This is a genomic window from Enterobacter sp. 302C9, from assembly GCF_034106085.1.
GTDB lineage: Bacteria > Pseudomonadota > Gammaproteobacteria > Enterobacterales > Enterobacteriaceae > Enterobacter > Enterobacter asburiae_B.
Map to the genome: position 1 here is coordinate 81,517 of NZ_JAWNBW010000015.1, position 20,093 is coordinate 101,609.

19 protein-coding genes and 1 pseudogene are annotated in these 20,093 nt (G+C 57.8%); 9 read left to right on the forward strand and 11 right to left on the reverse strand.

Annotated features, from left to right (window positions below):
• The first annotated feature begins 99 nt into the window (after positions 1-99).
• Positions 100-1,290, forward strand: coding sequence for a purine ribonucleoside efflux pump NepI (nepI, locus tag UR289_RS20320; protein WP_039260374.1), 1,191 nt, complete (start codon positions 100-102; stop codon positions 1,288-1,290).
• 48 nt (positions 1,291-1,338) lie between these two features.
• Here nepI and UR289_RS20325 read toward each other — a convergent pair whose 3' ends face one another.
• From UR289_RS20325 to UR289_RS20350, 6 genes are all read right to left on the reverse strand, one after another.
• Positions 1,339-2,244: a DMT family transporter gene (locus UR289_RS20325; RefSeq protein WP_320711435.1), complete on the reverse strand. Its 906-nt coding sequence runs from the start codon at positions 2,242-2,244 to the stop codon at positions 1,339-1,341.
• A 148-nt stretch (positions 2,245-2,392) separates the two neighbouring features.
• Positions 2,393-3,772 (reverse strand): carbohydrate porin, encoded by a 1,380-nt coding sequence (locus tag UR289_RS20330; protein ID WP_033144328.1) that lies wholly within the window; start codon positions 3,770-3,772, stop codon positions 2,393-2,395.
• Positions 3,773-3,908: 136 nt separating this feature from the next.
• Positions 3,909-4,211 carry a PTS lactose/cellobiose transporter subunit IIA gene (locus UR289_RS20335; RefSeq protein ID WP_029741865.1) on the reverse strand — a complete coding sequence of 101 codons (303 nt, stop codon included), beginning with the start codon at positions 4,209-4,211 and terminating at the stop codon, positions 3,909-3,911.
• A 5-nt stretch (positions 4,212-4,216) separates the two neighbouring features.
• Positions 4,217-5,593, reverse strand: coding sequence for a glycoside hydrolase family 1 protein (locus UR289_RS20340; protein ID WP_320711436.1), 1,377 nt, complete (start codon positions 5,591-5,593; stop codon positions 4,217-4,219).
• Positions 5,594-5,610: 17 nt separating this feature from the next.
• On the reverse strand, positions 5,611-6,936 hold the full coding sequence (locus tag UR289_RS20345) for a PTS sugar transporter subunit IIC (RefSeq protein ID WP_023309840.1): 1,326 nt from the start codon (positions 6,934-6,936) through the stop codon (positions 5,611-5,613).
• A gap of 11 nt (positions 6,937-6,947) precedes the next feature.
• On the reverse strand, positions 6,948-7,262 hold the full coding sequence (locus UR289_RS20350) for a PTS sugar transporter subunit IIB (RefSeq protein ID WP_039260376.1): 315 nt from the start codon (positions 7,260-7,262) through the stop codon (positions 6,948-6,950).
• A 293-nt stretch (positions 7,263-7,555) separates the two neighbouring features.
• Between UR289_RS20350 and UR289_RS20355 the strand changes: the two genes are divergently transcribed.
• Positions 7,556-8,506, forward strand: a complete 951-nt coding sequence (locus UR289_RS20355) for a LacI family DNA-binding transcriptional regulator (protein WP_063438949.1) — start codon at positions 7,556-7,558, stop codon at positions 8,504-8,506.
• Positions 8,507-8,567: 61 nt separating this feature from the next.
• On the opposite strand, the gene UR289_RS20360 is transcribed toward UR289_RS20355, so the two are convergent.
• The 5 genes from UR289_RS20360 to UR289_RS20380 form a co-directional block, all read right to left on the reverse strand.
• The gene (locus UR289_RS20360) at positions 8,568-8,864 is read right to left on the reverse strand and encodes a YicS family protein (protein ID WP_023309843.1); all 297 of its coding nucleotides are present in this window, start codon (positions 8,862-8,864) and stop codon (positions 8,568-8,570) included.
• Positions 8,865-8,985: 121 nt separating this feature from the next.
• Complete coding sequence (locus UR289_RS20365) at positions 8,986-10,350, reverse strand: efflux transporter outer membrane subunit (protein WP_320711439.1); 1,365 nt, start codon at positions 10,348-10,350, stop codon at positions 8,986-8,988.
• Complete coding sequence (locus UR289_RS20370; protein WP_320711440.1) at positions 10,350-13,460, reverse strand: efflux RND transporter permease subunit; 3,111 nt, start codon at positions 13,458-13,460, stop codon at positions 10,350-10,352. The genes UR289_RS20365 and UR289_RS20370 overlap by 1 nt, the downstream gene beginning before the upstream one ends.
• Positions 13,460-14,581 (reverse strand): efflux RND transporter periplasmic adaptor subunit, encoded by a 1,122-nt coding sequence (locus UR289_RS20375; protein ID WP_320711442.1) that lies wholly within the window; start codon positions 14,579-14,581, stop codon positions 13,460-13,462. Before UR289_RS20375 ends, UR289_RS20370 begins: the two co-directional genes overlap by 1 nt.
• 148 nt (positions 14,582-14,729) lie before the next feature.
• Complete coding sequence (locus tag UR289_RS20380; protein WP_320711444.1) at positions 14,730-15,299, reverse strand: helix-turn-helix domain-containing protein; 570 nt, start codon at positions 15,297-15,299, stop codon at positions 14,730-14,732.
• A 186-nt stretch (positions 15,300-15,485) separates the two neighbouring features.
• On the opposite strand from UR289_RS20380, the gene UR289_RS20385 reads away from it, so the two are divergent.
• From UR289_RS20385 to UR289_RS20415, 7 genes and pseudogenes are all read left to right on the forward strand, one after another.
• Complete coding sequence (locus UR289_RS20385) at positions 15,486-15,905, forward strand: GNAT family N-acetyltransferase (protein ID WP_320711446.1); 420 nt, start codon at positions 15,486-15,488, stop codon at positions 15,903-15,905.
• A gap of 129 nt (positions 15,906-16,034) precedes the next feature.
• Positions 16,035-16,295 (forward strand): AbrB/MazE/SpoVT family DNA-binding domain-containing protein, encoded by a 261-nt coding sequence (locus UR289_RS20390; RefSeq protein WP_320711447.1) that lies wholly within the window; start codon positions 16,035-16,037, stop codon positions 16,293-16,295.
• A gap of 18 nt (positions 16,296-16,313) precedes the next feature.
• A pseudogene (locus tag UR289_RS20395) lies at positions 16,314-16,502 on the forward strand (PIN domain-containing protein); the annotation flags it as partial.
• Between the two features lie 140 nt (positions 16,503-16,642).
• Positions 16,643-17,443, forward strand: coding sequence for a lipoprotein NlpA (gene nlpA / locus UR289_RS20400; protein ID WP_126330384.1), 801 nt, complete (start codon positions 16,643-16,645; stop codon positions 17,441-17,443).
• A 122-nt stretch (positions 17,444-17,565) separates the two neighbouring features.
• Positions 17,566-18,345 carry an MBL fold metallo-hydrolase gene (locus UR289_RS20405; protein WP_033144319.1) on the forward strand — a complete coding sequence of 260 codons (780 nt, stop codon included), beginning with the start codon at positions 17,566-17,568 and terminating at the stop codon, positions 18,343-18,345.
• A gap of 26 nt (positions 18,346-18,371) precedes the next feature.
• Positions 18,372-19,325 (forward strand): GlxA family transcriptional regulator, encoded by a 954-nt coding sequence (locus UR289_RS20410; RefSeq protein ID WP_320711450.1) that lies wholly within the window; start codon positions 18,372-18,374, stop codon positions 19,323-19,325.
• A gap of 183 nt (positions 19,326-19,508) precedes the next feature.
• Positions 19,509-20,093, forward strand: a 585-nt coding sequence (locus UR289_RS20415) for a POTRA domain-containing protein (RefSeq protein ID WP_320711452.1), incomplete at its 3' end; no start/stop codon positions are given.

Here is a 20,093-nt window from a genome sequence, read left to right on the forward strand (position 1 = left end):
CCTGTAAAAACGACAAAAGTTGTCAAATCGTTAAATCCGTCACACTTTTGATGATAAACTGCGCGACTTTTCCGCACGTTTTTATCTTCAGGTGACGCCATGACAGAACATATCCAGCCCACGACCAGACCGCAGACCAAAGAGGTTTCTCGCCCCAACTGGTCGGCCGTTTTCGCCGTGGCGTTCTGCGTCGCCTGCCTGATTACCGTTGAGTTTCTGCCGGTGAGCCTGCTGACGCCGATGGCGCAGGATTTGGGCATTTCCGAGGGCGTGGCGGGGCAGTCCGTCACCGTTACCGCCTTCGTGGCGATGTTCGCCAGCCTGTTTATCACCCAGGTGATTGGCACCATCGACCGCCGCAAGGTGGTCATTCTGTTCAGCGTGCTGCTGACGCTCTCCTGCCTGCTGGTCTCCTTCGCGGAAAGCTTCACCCTGCTGCTGCTGGGGCGCGCCTGCCTGGGGCTGGGATTAGGCGGTTTCTGGGCGATGTCGGCCTCGCTCACGATGCGACTGGTGCCCGCGCGGACGGTGCCAAAAGCGCTTTCCGTTATCTTCGGTGCGGTCTCTATCGCGCTGGTGATTGCCGCGCCGCTCGGCAGCTTCCTCGGCGGGATTATCGGCTGGCGTAACGTCTTCAACGCCGCGGCGGTGATGGGCCTGCTCTGCATCATTTGGGTGTGGAAAGCACTGCCGTCGCTACCGGGCGAAGCGGCGCACCACAAACAGAACATGTTCGCGCTGCTGAAGCGCCCCGGCGTGCTGGCGGGGATGACCGCCATCTTTATGTCCTTTGCCGGGCAGTTTGCCTTCTTTACCTATATCCGCCCGGTGTTTATGACCATGGCGGGCTTTGACGTGGACGGCCTGACGCTGGTGCTGCTGAGCTTTGGTATCGCCAGCTTTGTCGGCACCTCGCTGTCTTCCCAGTTCCTGAAACGCTCCCTGAAGGTGGCGCTGGCGGGTGCGCCGCTGGTGCTGGCAGCGAGCGCAGCGGTGCTGGTGCTGTGGGGCAGCGATAAGTGGGTGGCGTCTGCCATCGCGATTATCTGGGGGTTGGCCTTTGCGCTGGTACCGGTGGGCTGGTCGACGTGGATCACCCGCTCGCTTGCCGATCAGGCGGAAAAAGCCGGGTCGATTCAGGTGGCGGTGATCCAGCTGGCGAACACCTGCGGCGCGGCCATTGGCGGCGTGGCGCTCGACCATTTGGGGCTGACGTCACCGCTGGTGATCTCCGGCACGCTGATGCTGCTGACCGCGCTGCTGGTGGCGGGGAAGGTTAAGGCGAAGTAGCGTTTTTCTCCCTCTCCCGTGGGAGAGGGTTGGGGTGAGGGCATCAGGCTACACCGATGTCTGAACCCGTCTTCTCGAATCCATCGAAATCAACACCACCGACGACACGATCAATAGCGTGCCCAGCCAGTCCGGCAGGGTAAACGCCACCCCCAGCAAAATCACCGACAGCAGCGCACTGCTCAGCGGCTCGGCGCAGCTCAGAATGCTCGCCTTCGGCCCGCCAATCATCTGCGCGCCTTTCAGATACAGGCTGAACGTCAGCGCGGTGCCAATCACCACCAGGTAGAAAAACGCCAGCAGCAGGCTGCCGTCAATCACAAAGGTGGTCCCGCGTCCGGCGTAGAACGGCGTCAGCATTAGCCCGGCGATCAACATGCTCCAGCCGACAATCGGCAGCGTGCCGTAGCGGGCGATCAGCGTTGACGGATACGTCGTGTAAAACGCGGCGGCAAACGCCGATGCGATGCCGAAGAACAGCGCGGCAGGCGAGATAGAGAGCGAGGTTGGGTCGCCGTGGGTGACCAGCAGAAACGTACCGACAAGCGACGTCATGATGGCCGACAGCACAAACACGCCGGGGCGCTTTTTCCGCGCCAGGGCGAACCAGGCCACGATAATGGTCGGCGAGAGAAACTGCAGCACGGTAGCGGTGGCTGCGTTGGATTTCTCAATCGTCAGCAGGAAGGTGAGCTGCACGGTGAGCGCGCCGACGAGTGAGAAAATCAGCAGGCTGAGGGCGTCTTTGCGATGTTTGATGACCGAGAAAATCTTATCGCCGTGCACGAAGGAGAGCGTCAGCAGGATCACGCCGGTAAACAGCAGGCGAACCATGGTCAGGTAAGGCGAAGAAATGTGGCTTTTCTCCATGATGTACTGCGCGCAAACGCCGGAACTGCCCCATAAAACGGCGGCGATCAGGACGTTTAGCATCCCTTTACGTGTGGAACCCATGTTCTCCCCTGCGATGTTGTCGTTAATTCGGTCAACAGCATAGCATGGTTGCGTGCGGCCTGATGCCCTCACCCCGGCCCTCTCCCACGTGGAGAGGGAGCAAACACTAAAAACGGCAACTTGCGTTGCCGTTTTGCTTCTACCTTGCCTAGAACCACGCCTCCCACATCGCGCCGACGTTGAAGTCGTCGAGCGTTTCGTCTTTGGTGTTGTTCACGCGCGCGGTGCGTTCGTTATCCACTTTGCCGCCGGTCACGTAGAAGCGCAGCATCGGGCGGAACTCCGGCCCCATGGCGATAGACATGTTCTGCGACAGGGTCAGCTTCCAGCCCTTGTTGTCGCCACCGTTGTCGTAATCCACGTGCTGCCAGCCCGCTTCCAGCCAGGTGGAGTGAACGTCGTTCCACCAGTGCATCGGTCGCACGATGGCGTTGTAGTTTTTGCGGTTGTCGGTCTTATCGCGGCTGTTGTCGTAGTCGTGGAAGGCGAGGATGTACTCCACCTGCGTGGCCTGGGTGAATTTATACAGCCCTTCGAAGCTGGCGTAGACCGTGGTCAGATCCTCGGTTTTGTTGAACACGCTGTTGTCCGCGTTATCGGAGTAGCGGGCGATCACCTTGTTCACGCCGCTGTCGTTGGTGTGGCTCAACACCACGCCGCCCTGCCACGCGTTCAGACGCTCGTCGCTCTCCACCGCTTTGGAGTCAAAGCCGTAGTTGGCGTACAGCTCCATGTCGATCGGGCCAAGCTTCATGCCGTGGATTTTTGAGGTCGCGGCGTAGTTGCCTTTGTCGCCCGTGCCGGAACCGCCGGTACAGGTGATGCGCGACGGGTTGGCTTCATCTTCCATCACTTCCGGGCTACAGGATTCCACCGCCGCCACGGCGGCCACGTCGAACTGCACGCCGCCGATGTCGAAGTTCTTCACCCCGGCGCCCTGGCCGTCGTGGTTCATCCAGAAGTAATCGTTGATGCCCTGCTGCGGACGCTGGTGGAAGTCACGGCCTGCCCAGAAATAGGCGTTCGGGTTGGAGGCCATAATGTTGGTCACCCCCGCGTAGGCTTTTTTCAGGTTAACTTCGTCGCCCCAGTGGTCGATCATCACGTTAACGTCCCAGATGGCGCCGTTTTCACCCTTGAAGGCCTTGGAGAGCTGGAATTCCCCGCCGTTGCCTTCGTTGCCCAGACGACCAATGGCGGACGCGCCGTTGTACGAGCCGTCCACCGCCACGTATTTCTGATCGGCGGCCTGGAAGTGCGCGCCGTAGCGGGCGTAGCCGGTAAATTTAATTCCGAACGGGATCGCCATATCCGGAGATTGCGCCGCGCTTTGCGGCTCGGTCACCACGTCCGCTTTTTTCGCGACCGCCGCATCCATTTTAGCCTGACGTTCGGCCAGGGCTTTATCCACCGCTTTCGCCACAATGGCGTCGATTTGCTCCTGGGTGAATTCCTGCGCGAGCACGGAAATTGGGCAAAGCGCGGCGATAACCGCCATGGTTAATGGAAGTTTTTTAATCGTATTCATGGTTATCTCAATATAGTTTAATTTTATTCAGACAATAACCATCCCGCTCCGATCTGACAGAGTATGTCGCTATCATCAGAACAAGTGGATCTCTATTTAGGGTACAGAGGTATTACAATAATTATTTCGCCATAGACTATCTCTGATATAAATGAATAATTTCTTCGGACAGTTCACGCGCTAATAAGGAGTTCATTAAATGATCCTGCGCGTGCACCATAATTAACGTCATCGGCTGGCGGCCTTCGCCCGCATCCTGCTCGATCAGTTTGGTCTGCATCTTGTGCGCCTGGCGCGCGTAGCCGTCGGCTTCGCGCAGCAGGCTTTTGGCTTCGTCAATGTTGCCCTGACGCGCCGCGTGCAGCGCTTCAAAGCACAGGCTGCGGGACTGTCCGGCATTGACGATAATTTCCATTACGGCTTCTTCTAATGCGATCATCATCATTACTCTTTTTCAAAACTATTATTTAACGCGGTAGCGGCAAACCACTCTCCGCTTTTCTTAATGGTGCGTTTCTGCGTCTCTAAATCGAGCTGGATAAATCCGTAGCGATTTTTATACGCGTTGCACCACGACCAGTTATCAATAAACGTCCACATATGGTAGCCGAGACAATTGCACCCTTCGCTAATACCCTTATGCAGCCAGGCTAAATGTTCGGAAATAAACTCGATGCGGTATTGATCGTTAATCTGGCCATTTTCAATAAAACGCTGCTCGTTTTCGACGCCCATGCCGTTTTCAGAAATAAAGCAGCGTGGGTTGCCGTAATTGTCGCGCAGGTTAACCAGAATATCGTAAATACCCGGCTCGTAGATTTCCCAGCCGCGGTACGGGTTCATCTTGCGGCCCGGCATCTCGTAATTATCGAAGAACCACTCCGGCATAAACGGCGCCTGCGGGTTCACCGCGCTGTCGCGACACTTCACGCGACGCGGCTGATAGTAATTCACGCCGAGCAGGTCGATTTTCCCTTCCGCAATCAGGAAGCCGTCTTCCGGTTTACAGGCGGGTAATTGATCGCAGGATTTCAGCAGCGCTACGAGATCTGCCGGGTATTCGCCGCGCAGGACCGGGTCAAGGAAGCTGCGGTTAAACATCAGATCCGCGATGTGCGCCGCCTTCACGTCTGCCGGGTTCTGCGAGCGCGGGTACGACGGCGTCAGGTTCAGCACGATGCCAATCTCCCCCGCGTAATGTCCGGCGCGGTAGGCCTGGACCGCCTTCGCATGGGCCAGCACGGTGTGGTACGCCACGGTGGCTGCCCGACGAAAATCCACCACGTTCGGGTAGTGGAAGTCGTACAGATAACCGCCTTCCACCGGCACGATCGGCTCGTTGAAGGTAAACCAGTGCAGCACGCGATCGCCGAACAGCTCAAAGCAAATCTGCGCATAGCGGGCGTAGGCCTCCACCACGTCGCGGTTTTCCCAGCCGCCGATCTCCTGCATCGCCATCGGCATGTCGAAATGGAACAGGGTAATAAACGGCATGATGCCCTGTTCATTCAGCTCATCAATGACCTGATTATAAAAATCGACCGCTTCCGGGTTCACTTCACCGATACCGTCGGGGATCAGGCGCGCCCAGCTAATCGAGGTGCGAAAGCTGTTGTGGTTCAGCTGCTTTAACAGCTGAATATCCGTTTTCCAGTGCTGATAAAACGTGGAGGTCTGCTGCGGCCCCACGCCGTTGTGAAAACGGTTCGGCTCGCGGGAAAACCAGTAATCCCACGTGGTTTCCCCCTCTCTTGCCCCTTCCGTCTGGAGAGCGGAGCTTGCGCTGCCCCACCAGAAGTTATCGGGAAATGCGTATTTCATGACTCTTCCTCTTTGACTTAATTGCTGGCGGTCTCGGCGGCGCCGACGGTTGCCTGGGCCTTCTGCTCTTCGTTTTTGATGAGCGTACGCTCATAGGCGCGCAGGAACGGCAGGTACATCAGCGCGGACATCACCATACAGACCAGGCACATCACCACCGGGCTCAGCGCCCAGTTTGCCGCCCACGAGGCGCCAATCGGTGCAGGGGTGGTCCACGGGGTCAACGAGACGACCTGCGCCAGCCAGCCGAGTTTGGTTGCCGCGTACGCCAGGCAGGCGTTGACCAGCGGAACGAACACGAACGGGATAAACAGCATCGGGTTCATGATGATCGGCGCGCCGAACAGAATCGGTTCGTTGATGTTGAAGAAGCTTGGCACCACGCCCATTTTGCCGATGGTGCGCAGGTGGGTAACGCGGCTGCGCAGCAGCAGGAACGCCAGCGGCAGCGTGGAGCCTACGCCGCCAATCAGCAGGTAGTGATCCCAGAAGCCCTGGAGGTAAACGTGCGGCAGCGCCGCGCCGGCCGCCAGCGCCGCCTGGTTTGCGGAGAGGTTTGCCATCCAGAACGGGTTCATGATGCCGGTGACGATCAGCGAGCCGTGAATACCGGCGAACCAGAAGATCTGGCACAGCAGCACGGAGAGCAGAATGGCGGGCAGGGAGTCAGAGGCGGACACCAGCGGCTCAAGCAGGTGCATGATCGCCTGCGGGATAATCATCCCGGTCTGCGCTTCGATGAAAAGGTTTAGCGGGTGCAGCGTGCCGATCACCACCATCACCGGGATCAGGATTTCAAACGAGCGCGCCACGCCGGTTGGCACTTCCTTCGGCAGGCGAATGGTCACGTTGTTCTGCTTCAGCCACGCGTAAACGCGGGTGGCGTAAATTGCGGTGATCAGGGCGGTGAAGATGCCCTGGCCGGAGAGATACTGGGTCGAAATTTTGCCGTCGGCATAGGGGGCGGCGACCAGCAGGAAGGCCATAAAGGCCAGCAGGCCGGACATCACCGGGTCGAGGTTGAACTGACGCCCCAGGCTTGCCCCAATCCCCACCGAAATGAAGAAGGTCATCACGCCCATGCTGAGGTTAAACGGCAGCATCAGCTGTTCGCGATAGGTCTGGGAGAAATCCAGCCAGCCGCGGGCAAAGCTGTTAGTGGTATCCGCCGAGAACGGCGGGAAGATGAACACCAGCATAAACGAGCCGATGATCATAAACGGCAGCGCGGCGGTAAAGCCGTCGCGGATGGCAATCACATACTTTTGCTGGCCCAGCTTGGCGGCCAGCGGGGTAATTGACTGCTCAATCACCGCGACCATGGATTGATATAACGAACTCATGTGAACACCTTTTAGTGTGCCGCTTCGATGAGCGACAGAGCATAGTCCAGTACTTTATCGCCACGCTGCATGCCGTAGTCCATCATATCGATGGGCTGCACCGGAATGCCTTTCGTAGCCGCCTTGTCTGAGAGTGTCTTTAACATGTATTTCACTTGCGGTCCGAGAAGGACAACCTGGTATTGCGGAAACTGCGTATCAAATTCGGAAACACCGTACGCATCAATCTTCACCGGCAAACCACGTTCTTTCGCGACATCGACCATTTTGCTGACCAACAGGCTGGTGGACATCCCGGCAGAGCAGCACAGCATAATCTTGAACATCGACAACCATCCTCTAAATGTAAAAAGTTATTGCGAGGATGATTGGACATTATACGGAAACCGGTTTCCATTCATAAAAGACAGAAGTGTGATACCCATCAAGATCCCTTACTTATGAGGCTAATTAACCGGATGTGGGTCACATAATTTGGCTGTTTTGACATCATTTTGAGTGGAAACGGAAAATCGGTTTCCATGGAAAACGGAAACGGATATACTCCGTTCTGGCTATAATGTGAGCCGAAGCGGTGATGGAATTTGCAGGCGCGAGGTAAGCCTGCCAGGGGAAAGAGATGTCGACAATCAATGATGTATCACGTCTTGCCGGGGTGTCTAAAGCCACGGTATCGCGAGTGTTGAGCGGGTCGCGTGGCGTTAAGGAAGCCAGCCGTCAGGCCGTTCTGAAGGCCGTGGATGAGCTGAACTATCGTCCCAACGTGATTGCCCAGTCGCTGCTGAGCCAGTCGACGGGCTGCATTGGAGTCATTTGCGCGCAGGAAAATATTAACCAGACCACCGGATATCTCTACGCGCTGGAAAAACAGCTCAGCCAGCATCAAAAACACCTCCTGCTGCGCTTCGCGCACAGCAAGGCGGAAGTGATGCACGCCCTTGAAGAACTCTCCTGCGGACTCTGCGATGATATCCTGGTGATTGGCGCCCGTTTCCCGCTGGACGTGGAGATGGACAACGTCATTCTGGTGGACTGCATGGAGTCTGATAATTCCAACAGCATTCAGTTCGATCACGCCTTTGCCGCCGAAACCGCCTGTAACTACCTCACCAGCCAGGGGCGTCGCCAGATTGCGCTGATCCACCCCCACGGCAGCGGTTTTGCTGACCAGGTGCTGCTCGGCTACAAGCACGCGCTGGAGAAAAATTTCCTCCCCTTTAATCGCAGCCTGGTCTTTATGGACGCGACTTCTTCGTCCGTTGCGCTGCAGGAGCTGCTTAACAACGCCAGCACGCTGAACTTCAACGCGCTGCTGGTGGCGGACGAGCAGGAAGCCCAGCGGGTGATCCCGCAGCTGCAGGCGTTTAATAAATCGGTGCCGGACGACATTATGGTCTTCAGCCTTGCCGGATCGCTGCACCTGCCGGGTATTCCGGTGATCCCGGCGATTGAATATTCCATGGACGCGATGGCGGCGCGCATTGTGAGCTGGCTGACGGAGAAAACGCAGATGCTCGGGTCCTATGTTCTGCGCGGGGATTTGATCATTCCAGACGTGCGTAAGCGTTAAACATGTTGTGTAGGCCGGGTAAGGCGCAGCCGCCACCCGGCGAGAAGCACGTTTCCAGCTCTCAATAATCTTCCATACAATCCACCTGACCAATCGCCCCCCAGTAGGCATCCAGGTTGTCGCGCTTCACGGCGGTGATGGCATTTTTAATCAGCAGCTGATTGGCCTCGGACGACAAAATCATCTCCTGCCAGGCTTTATCGCTCTGCTTTTTCTGTGGCGTACAGGTTTTCTTAATATCTTTAAGGACCTGCTGCTTTATTTGCGCCTCTTTCGCGGGGTCATCCTTTTCCTGAGCATGGACAAACGCGGCGAAGAGCAGACAAACCAGCAGGCAGACCAGGTGCGCAGCTTTCATCAACAACCCCCTTTAGAAGTCACATGCTTCCCATGAAATATATCGTTACATTCAGTGTAGCGACGCCAGCCGAAAGTATGAATTTTCTCTTCACCGCCTGTCATGAACTTCCCGGCAAGCGCTACTGAATACCGCCCCCCAGCGACTGCCACAGCGTGATGCGGTTTTCCAGGTCGGTTTGCTGCAGCGCGATCAGCGATTCCTGCGCCGACCACAGCGACCGCTGCGCGGTCAGTACCGTCAGATAATCTCCCGCGCCCGCCTTATAGCTGCGCGTTGCCACATCCAGCGTTTTTTGCTCCGCCGCGACGTATTCGCGCTGGGCGTCGAGCTGCTCGCTCAGGGTTTCACGCCGCGCCAGCGCGTCGGCCACGTCCTTAAACGCGCTCTGGATGGCTTTCTCATAGGTGGCGATCAGCCCCTTCTTCTCCGCTTCCGCGTAGCGCAACTGCGCCAGATTGTTCCCGCCGCTGAACAGCGGCAGGGTGATGGACGGCGCGAACGACCAAACCTTCATCCCGTGGCTGAACAGGGAGGAGAGTGAATCGCTGCCGACGCCGGCGCTGGCGGTCAGCGAAATCGTCGGGAAGAAGTTGGCGCGAGCCGCGCCGATGTTGGCGTTGGCGCTCAGCAGGTTATGTTCCGCCTCCTGAATATCCGGGCGGCGCAGCAGCGTGCTGGAGCTGACGCCCGCCGGGATCAGCGTGATGGCGTTGTCGCTCAGGCTCTCCAGCGTGCCGGGAAGCAGGTTGTCCGGCACCGTATCGCCCGCCAGCAGATTAAGGGCATTTTTGTCCTGCATCACCAGCGTCCGGTAGCTTGCGACGCTGGCGCGCGCCTGCTGGTACACCGCTATTGCCGAGCTGACGTCCGTCGCCGCCGCCACGCCCACTTCCTGCTGGCGCTTCACAATCTTCAGCGAGTTTGCCGCGCTCTCCATGGTGGATTTTGCCAGCGCCAGGTTGCTGTTATCCGCCGCCAGCGTCACCCAGGCCGTGGTCAGCTCGCTGACCATCGTCAGGCGCGTGTTCTGCGCGGTGAACTCGCTGGCAAGCCAGGTTTCACGCGCGGCGCGGGAGAGGCTCTGGTTGCGGCCAAACAGATCCAGCTCGAAGCTGGAGACCGCGCCGTTGGCTTCATCGCTTGTCGCGACGCCGCTTGCCAGCGTGCGGCTGCGGGTGTGGCTCAGCTCGGCGTCCACCGTCGGGAACAGGGACGAGCGCGTTTCACCGAACTGGGCGCGGGCGGCGTCGATATCGGCAATCGCTTTTTGCACGTCGCGGTTGCTGTTAAGCGCCATCGTCACCACGCTTTTCAGCCGCGCATCGTTCATTAACTGCTGCCACTGGCTCACCATGGCGGTGGCTTCGCCGTGCGCGCCGGGCAAGGTTGCCGGGACGGGCGCGTCCGGGCGTTGATACGTTGGATCTAACGACACACAACCCGCGCTCAGCAGGGCTAGCGCTAAAACAGATACACGAAACATTATGACCTCCGGTTCGCGTGTTTACCGGAGAACAGTCGTTTCACCAGTACAAAGAATAAGGGAACGAAGAAGATCGCCAGCAGCGTCGCGGCCAGCGTCCCGCCGATAATGCCGGTACCAATTGCCACGCGGCTGTTGGCGCCTGCACCGGTTGCCACGGCCAACGGCGTAACCCCTGCGATAAACGCCAGCGAGGTCATGATGATCGGACGCAGGCGCGTCTGGGCGGCACGCAGGGCGGCGCGCGTCAGAGAGTACCCTTCAGCGACTTTGGCTTCGGCAAACTCGACAATCAGGATGGCGTTCTTCGACGACAGGCCGATGGTGGTGAGCAGCGCCACCTGGAAATAGACGTCGTTGTTCAGCCCGCGCAGGGAGGCGGCGATGGCCGCGCCCAGCACGCCAAGCGGGATCACCAGGATGACCGAAATCGGCACCGACCAGCTCTCATACAGCGCTGCCAGGCACAGGAACACGACGAGGATGGAGAGGGCATACAGGCTCATCGCCTGACCGCTCGCCAGTTTTTCCTGCAACGACAAACCGCTCCACGCCCAGGTGCTGCCGGACGGCAGGCTGTTTGCCAGCTGCTCCATTTTGCCCATCGCCGTGCCGGAGCTCGCGCCGCTAGCGTTTTCTCCCTGAATCTCATACGCCGCCGAGCCGTTGTAGCGCACCAGACTTTCCGGGCCATACTCCCAGCGGGTGGTGGCGAAGGCGGAGAACGGGGTCATGGTGCTGTCGCTGCCGCGCACAAACCATTTGTTGAGATCCGACGGTACGGCGCGGGTGTCGCTGTCGCCCTGGATGTAGACCTTTTTCACGCGGCCGCGGTCGATAAAATCGTTCACGTAAGTCCCGCCCCAGGCGCTGGAGAGGGTATCGGTAACGTCGCTCAGGGACAGCCCCAGCGACACGGCCTTGTTGTTATCGATATCCACCTGAAGCTGCGGCATCTGCGGCAGATCGTTGGCGCGCACGGCGTGCAGCGAGCTGTCCTGATTGGCCTCGCCAATCAGCTGGTTACGCAGCTTCAGCAGCGCGTCGCGGTCGGTGCCGCCGCTTGCCATCAGCTCAAAGGTAAAGCCGTTGCTCTGGCCCAGGCCGTCCACCGCGGGCGGCGTCATGGCAAAGATGGTCGCATCGCGGATGGTGCTCAGCTCCTGCGTGGCGCGCAGGGCGATGGCCTGCGCGGTATTCTCATCGCCTTTACGTTCGGACCAGTTTTTCAGGGAGACAAACGCCATCCCGGCGTTCTGGCCGCTGCCGCTGAAGCTGAAGCCTTCAATGGTGAAGATCACGTTGGTATTGGCTTTTTCTTTCGTGAGGAACCACTCGCGCACCTGGCGGCTGACTTCGGCGGTACGTACCGTCGTTGCGCCCGCTGGCAGGGTGTACTGCACCATGATTTCGCCCTGATCTTCCGTTGGCAGGAAGCTGCCCGGCAGCTTAAGCATGGCGAAGCCCATCGCGCCGCAGAGCAGGGCATAGATAACCAGCATGCCGCCGGAACGGCGCAGGGCGCGCAGCACCTTGTTCTGATAGCCGCGCTCGGTCCTGCTGTAGAAGCGGTTAAACGCGCCGAAGAAGCCCTTTTTGTGCGGCGCCGTGTGGCTCAGAATCGAGCCGCAGAGTGCCGGCGTCAGGGTCAACGCCACCACCACGGAGAGGAACATCGCCGAAATAATGGTGACCGAGAACTGACGGTAAATCACCCCGGTGGAGCCGCCGAAGAAGGCCATCGGCAGGAATACGGCAGAAAGCACCAGCGCAATGGCAACCAGCGCGCCGGAGATTTCGCCCATCGATTTTTCGGTGGCTTCCCGCGCGGGCAGGCCTTCGTCGCGCATAATACGCTCGACGTTTTCCACCACCACGATCGCGTCATCCACCAGGAGCCCGATCGCCAGCACCATCGCAAACAGCGTCAGGGTATTGATGGAGTAGCCGAACAGCGCCAGCACGCCAAACGTGCCCAGCAGAACGACAGGTACCGCCAGCGCCGGGATCAGCGTCGCGCGGATGTTTTGCAGGAACAGGTACATCACCACCACCACGAGGATAATGGCTTCGAACAGGGTCTGAATCACGTCCTCAACGGAGATCTTGATGAACTCGGTACTGTCTTTCGGGTAGGCCACGTCGTAGCCTTCCGGCATCGACTTTTTGAACTCGGCAATTTTGTCTTTTACCGCCGTCGCCGTGTTGAGCGCGTTCGCACCCGGTGAGAGCATGACCGCCATACCCGCCGCCGGGTGGCCGTTGAGCTTCGCGGTGGCGGTGTAATCTTCGCTGCCCATCTCCACGCGGGCGACGTCGCTGATGCGCACGATAGCGCCGCTGGACTGGCTCTTCACGATGATGTTTTTAAACTGATCGACCGTTTGCAGGCGCGACTGGGCGCGGACGGTGGCGGTGAGTTGCTGGGCGTTCGACGAGGGCAGCGCGCCGATTTTACCGGCGGAAACCTGCACGTTCTGCGCTTCAATCGCGCTCTGCACGTCGGACGGCATCAGCGAGTAGGACGCCAGCTTCGCCGGGTCAAGCCAGATGCGCATGGCGTATTCCGCCCCAAACACCTGCAGGCTGCCGACGCCCTCCACGCGCGCCAGCGGGTCCTGCATGTTACTGACCAGCCAGTCGGCGATATCCGAGCTGCTGGCGGCGTCGGTTTTGTCGTACACGCCCATGATCAGCAGGAAGTTGCTCTGCGATTTCTCGACGGTAATGCCGGACTGCTGCACCTCGGTCGGCAGGCGCGATTCTGCCTGCTGAACCTTGTTCTGCACCTGCACCTGGGCGGTGTCCGGGTCGGTTCCCTGCTCGAAGGTGACGGTAATGCTCACCGACCCGTCCGAGCTGCTGGTGGAGGTGAAGTAGAGCAGGTTATCCAGCCCGGTCAGCTGCTGCTCGATCACCTGCGTCACGCTATTTTCCAGCGTCTGCGCGGAGGCACCGGTGTAGGTGGCGGAGATTTTGATCGACGGCGGGGCGACGTCCGGGTACTGCGCGACCGGCAGCGTGCGGATCGCCAGCATCCCGGCGAGCATGATGAGAATGGCGATAACCCAGGCAAAGACCGGGCGACGCACGAAGAAACGAGAAAACATCAGGCTTTTCCTCCCGCAGCTTTCATCTCTTCGGCCTTCACTTCCTGCCCGGCGGTCACTTTGTCGGTACCTTCCACAATCAGCCTGTCGCCCGCCTTCAGGCCGCTCAGCACCAGCCATTTGTCGCCGTAGGTGTCGCCCGTCTCCAGCTGACGCTGCTCGACCTTATTGCTGGCATTCACCACCAGCGCGGTGGCGGTGCCTTTGGCGTCGCGGGTGATGCCCTGTTGCGGCGCGAGGATCGCGTCGTTCATGATGCCTTCATCCACCCTGGCGCGAACGAACATCCCCGGCAGGAGCTGATGCTGCGGGTTCGGGAAGACGGCGCGCAGCGTGACCGAGCCGGTTGATTCATCCACCGCCACTTCGGTTAACGCCAGGCGGCCTTTCTCACCGTAGGTGCTGCCGTCTTCGAGGATTAAGGACACGCTTAGCGTATCGCTATTTGTGGCAAGGGTTTGCCTGCGTAAACGCAGCAGATCGGCGCTGGAACGGGTTAAGTCGACGTACATACTGTCCAGTCCGCGAACGGTGGCAAGCGCGGTATCCTGCTGGGCGGTCACCAGCGCGCCGGGCGTGACGGAGGAGATGCCGATGCGTCCGGCAATCGGCGCGGTAACGGTGGTCCAGTTGAGGTTAATGCGCGCGCTCTCCTGCGCGGCCTTCTTTGACTCGACGCTGGCCTTGTCCTGCGCGCAGGTGGACTTCGCGTCCTCTGCGTCCTGGCGCGACACGCCGTCGTCTTTCACCAGCTGCGCATAGCGCCGGGCCTTCTGGCAGTCGGCCGCTACCAGCGCCTGAGCCTGCTTCAGCGCCGCGGCGGCTTCATCAAACGCCGCGCGGTAGCTGGAAGGGTCAATTTGATACAGCGCCTGTCCGGCTTTCACGGCATCGCCTTCGGTGAACAGCCGCTTCTGGATAATGCCGCCCACCTGCGGGCGCACTTCGGCGCTCATGGCGGCGGTGGTGCGGCCGGTCAGCTCGCTGACGACGGACACCGGCTGGCTCAAGAGGGTGACAATCCCCACATCCGGAAGAGGACGCTGGGGAGCAGATGTTTGCGCATTATCGCACCCGGTCAGGAGAAATAATGCCGCGATGGAGGTTGTTATGTTTTTCATAATCTTTTTCCAGGGTGAACGACACCAGCCCCGTTAATGGCTTAACGGGGAGGAGGGCTATTTAAAGGCACAGCGATACCGCATCTCTGGCTGAGCCAGAAATGTAAAAAAGGGGAATTACTTATTCCCGCTAATTATTCATATGCGATTACTTCGTAGAGAAAAGCATATTTAAAATATCCTGATAAAGGGGTTCTAATTGTTCTGACGGGACTTTTAAGGGGGTTAATTGACGATAAATCGTCCCCTCAATCATCACGGCGGTAATCTCCACGCAGCAGCGAATATGCTCGTCGCTCAGGTGGGGAAACTGCTTTTTCAGGTGCGCGCAGGCGTTGGCGAACATGCGCGATTCGGCTTCGATCAGCATCGTCGCCACCTGCGGATTACGCGTGGCCTCAGCGGACATTTCCAGCATCAGGGCATCATCATCTTCGTTGAGGGTCTGTCGCCAGGCGAGCGCCTGCGGCATCCCTTCCACCAGGGTTTTACCCTGCATCTCCTCAATGCGTGAGTCGATGATTCGGCGGATCATCTCTTCGATAATCGCGTCTTTGTTGCTGAAATAACGGTAAATTTGCCCGACGCTGAGCTTCGCTTCGCTGGCTATCTGCGACATGCTGGCGGCGTGAAATCCGCTGGCGCGAAAGCAGCGACGCGCGGCGGTGATGATCTCGTCCTGACGTTGTTTTTGTCGTTCTTCCAGTTTCGTACTCATCGTCGGCTACCGTGTAAAAGTGAGAATGATCGTTCTCAGTATACGTTTTGGGTGCGTATTGGAAAGGCCTTTTTTATTTAGATATTGAGGGAATGTTTCCGTATTTAAAAAATGGAGGGAATGAGGAGTTTTTGTGGAGGTTAAGCTGTGAGATATTCAGATTGCATAGAAAATAAGGAGAGAAAAATGCACCTGAGCATAACAAATAATGTAACGCCCGCTGAAAAAGAAGAGTTATTTGTGGGGTTAAGAGCCTATAACGGGCAATTTTTGGATATGGCGACCTTTAGCGGCGACATTGGCGTTTACGTACGAGACGATAAAGGTATCATGCTCGGCGGGCTAATTGGGGTGCGTAAAGGCGACTGGCTGAATATCGACTATCTCTGGGTCTGCGAGACCGTGCGCGGATCCGGCGTGGGCAGCCAGCTCATCAAAACGGCCGAAGAGGAAGCCAGACGCAAAGGCTGCAAGCACGCGCTGGTCGATACCGCCAGCTTCCAGGCGCGCCCGTTCTATGAAAAACAGGGCTACCGGCTGCAGATGTCTTTGCAGGATTATCCTTATCCGGGCATGCAGCGGCATTATCTGGCGAAAGCGCTTTAAATCCGTTTCTGTGATTAGGGATTCAGCTATTTATTGCGAGTCGCATTCCTAATTTGAAGCGTGTTGCTTGTCTTCTTTTCAGGCCCTGGCGCATGCTTTGGCCTGGTCAAGTAAACCATGGAGATGGAAATGGAACGCACAGCAAAACTCTTCAAAAAGGGGCGGAATCAGGCCGTAATGCTGCCTGCTGAATTCGCGTTTGATACGGAGAGCGTCTACATCCGGCGGGATGAGGAGGGGAATGTCGTTTTGACTGCGAGATCGGAGAAAGAGCGGCATCGAGATAACTTTTTACGTTTATTGAAGCAGACCCATGTTCCTGGTTCATTCCTCAGCAAAGAGGAACGTAATCAGAGCTATACAACAAGAGATCCCTTTGAAGGACTCTAGAATATGCTGCATATGTTGGACAGTGACGCCGCCGCAACGTACGGCGAACTCCGCGCAGCAATGGAGAAGAGAGGAAAAGTGATGGGCGATCTCGATCAACTGATCGCTGCGCATGCTATCAGTCGGAGAACAACGATTGTGACTAACGATCGTGCATTCAGAATGGTGCAGGAGCTTACCGTCGAGGACTGGACGACAACGTCGTGATCCCTCATGCCGGGTAAGCGCAGCGCCACCCGGCAAAACCCGCATATAACTTATCCTTCTTATTGATTCTTTTTCGGTTTTTATTTCACCGCCTCGTTGTCGATATAGTCACTACAACATTTAGCAAAAGGAACTGTCTTGTGAAACGTCGATTGGGTGCTCTGGTACTTGCTGGCCTGCTGCTGGCAGGGTGCGATCAAAGTGGCAGCGATGCCAAACACATTAAAGTGGGCGTCATCAACGGCGCTGAACAGGACGTGGCGGAAGTCGCCAAAAAGGTGGCAAAAGAGAAATATGGCCTGGACGTGGAGCTGGTCGGCTTCAGCGGCTCGCTGTTGCCCAACGATGCCACCAACCAGGGAGAACTGGATGCCAACGTCTTCCAGCATCGCCCGTTCCTCGCTGAGGATAACAAGGCGCATGGCTACAAGCTGGTGGCCGTGGCGAACACCTTTGTTTTTCCGATGGCCGGCTATTCCCGCAAAATTAAATCCGTCTCTGACCTGAAGGATGGGGCGACGATTGCCATTCCAAACGACCCGACCAATCTTGGCCGCGCGCTGTTGCTGCTGCAAAAGGAGAAGCTCATTACCCTGAAGCCGGGCACCGGGCTGCTGCCGACGGCGCTGGATATTACCGCCAACCCTAAACAGCTGAAAATTATGGAGCTGGAAGGGGCGCAGCTGCCGCGCGTGCTGGACGATCCGAAAGTGGATGTCGCCATTATCAGCACCACCTATATTCAGCAAACCGGGCTGTCGCCGGTGCATGACAGCGTCTTTATTGAAGACAAAAACTCGCCGTACGTGAACATCGTGGTGACGCGCGAAGACAACAAAGACGCGGAGAACGTGAAGGAATTTATCCAGTCGTATCAGTCGCCTGAGGTAGCGAAAGCGGCGGAGACGATCTTTAACGGCGGGGCGGTGCCGGGCTGGTAAACGATCTGACGGAAAACGGGTTGCTTAAATTGGCCCGATTCCATCGGTAATCGCCCTTTAACCCACTGCGCCAAGTGCGACGGCTGGCTATCCTCCTTATCACACCCACCGGAGGATAGCCCATGAACATTACCCACATTCGCAACGCCACCCAGCTGATTTCCTACGCCGGAAAACGTCTTTTAATCGACCCGATGCTGGCCCCGAAGGGGGCTTATCCGGGCTTTCCCGGCACGGCGTATGCCGAACGCCGTAACCCGACGGTCGAACTCCCCGTTGACGTCAACACGCTGCTGGATACCGACGCGGTGATCGTCACCCATACCCATGACGATCACTGGGATCGCACCGCGGCGGAGCTGATCGCCAAAGACAAACCGATCTACGTGCAAAACGATCGTGACGCCGCGCTGCTGCGAAGCCAGGGATTCAGCAACCTGACGGTCATGACCGACGCGACCTTCTTCGGCGATATTCAGATTACGAAAACCCACGGCGGGCAGCACGGCACCGATCGCGCTTACGCCGTGCCGGAGCTGGCGGAGCGTCTGGGCGAGGCCTGCGGCGTGGTGCTGCGTCATCCCGATGAGAAGACGCTCTATCTTGCCGGGGATACCGTCTGGCGTGACGAGGTGGCGGCCGATCTGCAAAAGCACCAGCCGGACGTGGTGGTGCTGAACGCTGGCTATGCCCACGTTATTGGTTTTGGGCCCATTATTATGGGGCAGGAGGATGTGCTCAATGTTCATTTCCTGCTGCCGCAGGCCAGCATTGTGGCGATCCATATGGAGGCGATTAACCACTGCCTGTTGACCCGCAGCGCGCTGCGTGAGTACGTTGAAGCCAATCAGGTGAGTGACGCAGTGAGCATTCCCCAGGATGGCGAAACCGTTATATTCTGAGTGCGTTAAAGGGAAAGGAGGAACTGATGTCGCTAATCAACGTCGCGATTGTCGCGGTAGACGGGTTCAGCCCGTTCCACTACTCCGTTCCCTGCATTCTGTTTGGCGATTCGGTCTCCGGCGAAAAGCGCTTTAACGTGACGATCTGCGCCGAAACGCCGGGTTTTCTCACCTCAAAAGACGGATTTGCCCTCAACGCCACGCAGGACTACACCGCCATTGGTCAGGCCGATATTGTCGTCGTTCCCTACTGGCAGCACGTCCTTGAACGCCCGCCCCAGACGCTGCTCGACAGCCTGGTGCAGGCGAGAGACAACGGCGCGGAAATCGTCGGGCTGTGTCTGGGGTCGTTTGTGCTGGCCTGGGCGGGGCTCCTCGAGGGCAAACGTGCGGCCACCCACTGGGAGTTCGAGCATCAGTTCCAGTCCCTTTTCCCGCACGTTCAGCTGGATATCAATGCGCTCTACGTGGATGACGGCAATATCATCACCTCCGCCGGAACCGCGGCGGCGCTGGACTGCTGCCTGTATATCATTCGTCAGCGCTTTGGCAGCGTGGTCGCCAACCAGATTGCCCGTCGGATGATTGTTCCGCCCCACCGCGAGGGCGGTCAGGCGCAGTTCATCGCCCAGCCGGTACCCAAAGATACCCGCGACGGACGCATTAACTGCCTGATCGACTATCTGCAGCAGCACATCACCGAACCGCATAGCCTGGACTCGCTGGCGGAGGTGGTCTCAATGAGCCGCCGCACCCTGACCCGTCATTTTGTTAACGCTACTGGGATGAGCGTCGCCGACTGGCTGACCGCCGAACGCCTGCGGCGCAGCCAGATCCTGTTGGAAGCCGGAAATATGCCGATTGAGCGCGTGGCCGAACTGGTGGGATTTAATTCCGCCGTCACCTGGCGACAGCAGTTTAAGGCGCGTTTTGGGGTGAGCCCTGCGGAATGGAGAAAAACGTTTCGTCTTCACAGCTAGTGTATTACGGCTAACTCAAGATTTAAGGGGTAGTTAAATCACTTCTTATTTTTTCTTAATCCACCTCTCATTTTTCTGAAAAAATATTTTATTTGCTTCGCCCTAACGCAAATTAGATATACTCGCATTAAGAATGCTCTTATATTTCGAAAATATTAATTGCGAATAAATTTTGTGGCATGGATGAATAGCAATAAAATAGAAAGAAGAATAATTTCATTAGCAAATTATATTATTTTTATCTTATCGGGTGCGCTTTTTTCAGCAAGCATTAACGCTGCGCCCTTGTCGCCAGCCGATCGCGATACTATTCAGCAGCAACAGCAGCAGCTTTTATTACAGAACCAGCAACAGCGTGAAGAGCTGGAGCGGAGTATCCCTCGCCCCGCGCCTGACAGGCCTCTGCCTGCAGCCGGCGCCGGGCCCTGCTTCACCATTGATAGCATTACCCTTTCCGGCACGACCCTCATTTCCCCGAAAACCCGGCAGGCCCTTGTCGCGCCGTGGCAGGGCCGGTGTCTGGATATGGCGAAAATAACGGAGCTTCTCGCCCGTATTTCTGACTGGTATATCAGCCGGGGATATATCACCAGCCGCGCCTTTCTCACCGAGCAGGATCTCTCCGGCGGTCAGCTGAATATTGTGGTGCTGGAAGGGCGGCTGGAAGCGATCCGTCTGGAAGGTGAAACGCCGCGCATGCTGAAAATGGCGTTTCCGGGACGGACAGGCGGTATCCTTAATTTACGCGATATCGAACAGGGGATGGAG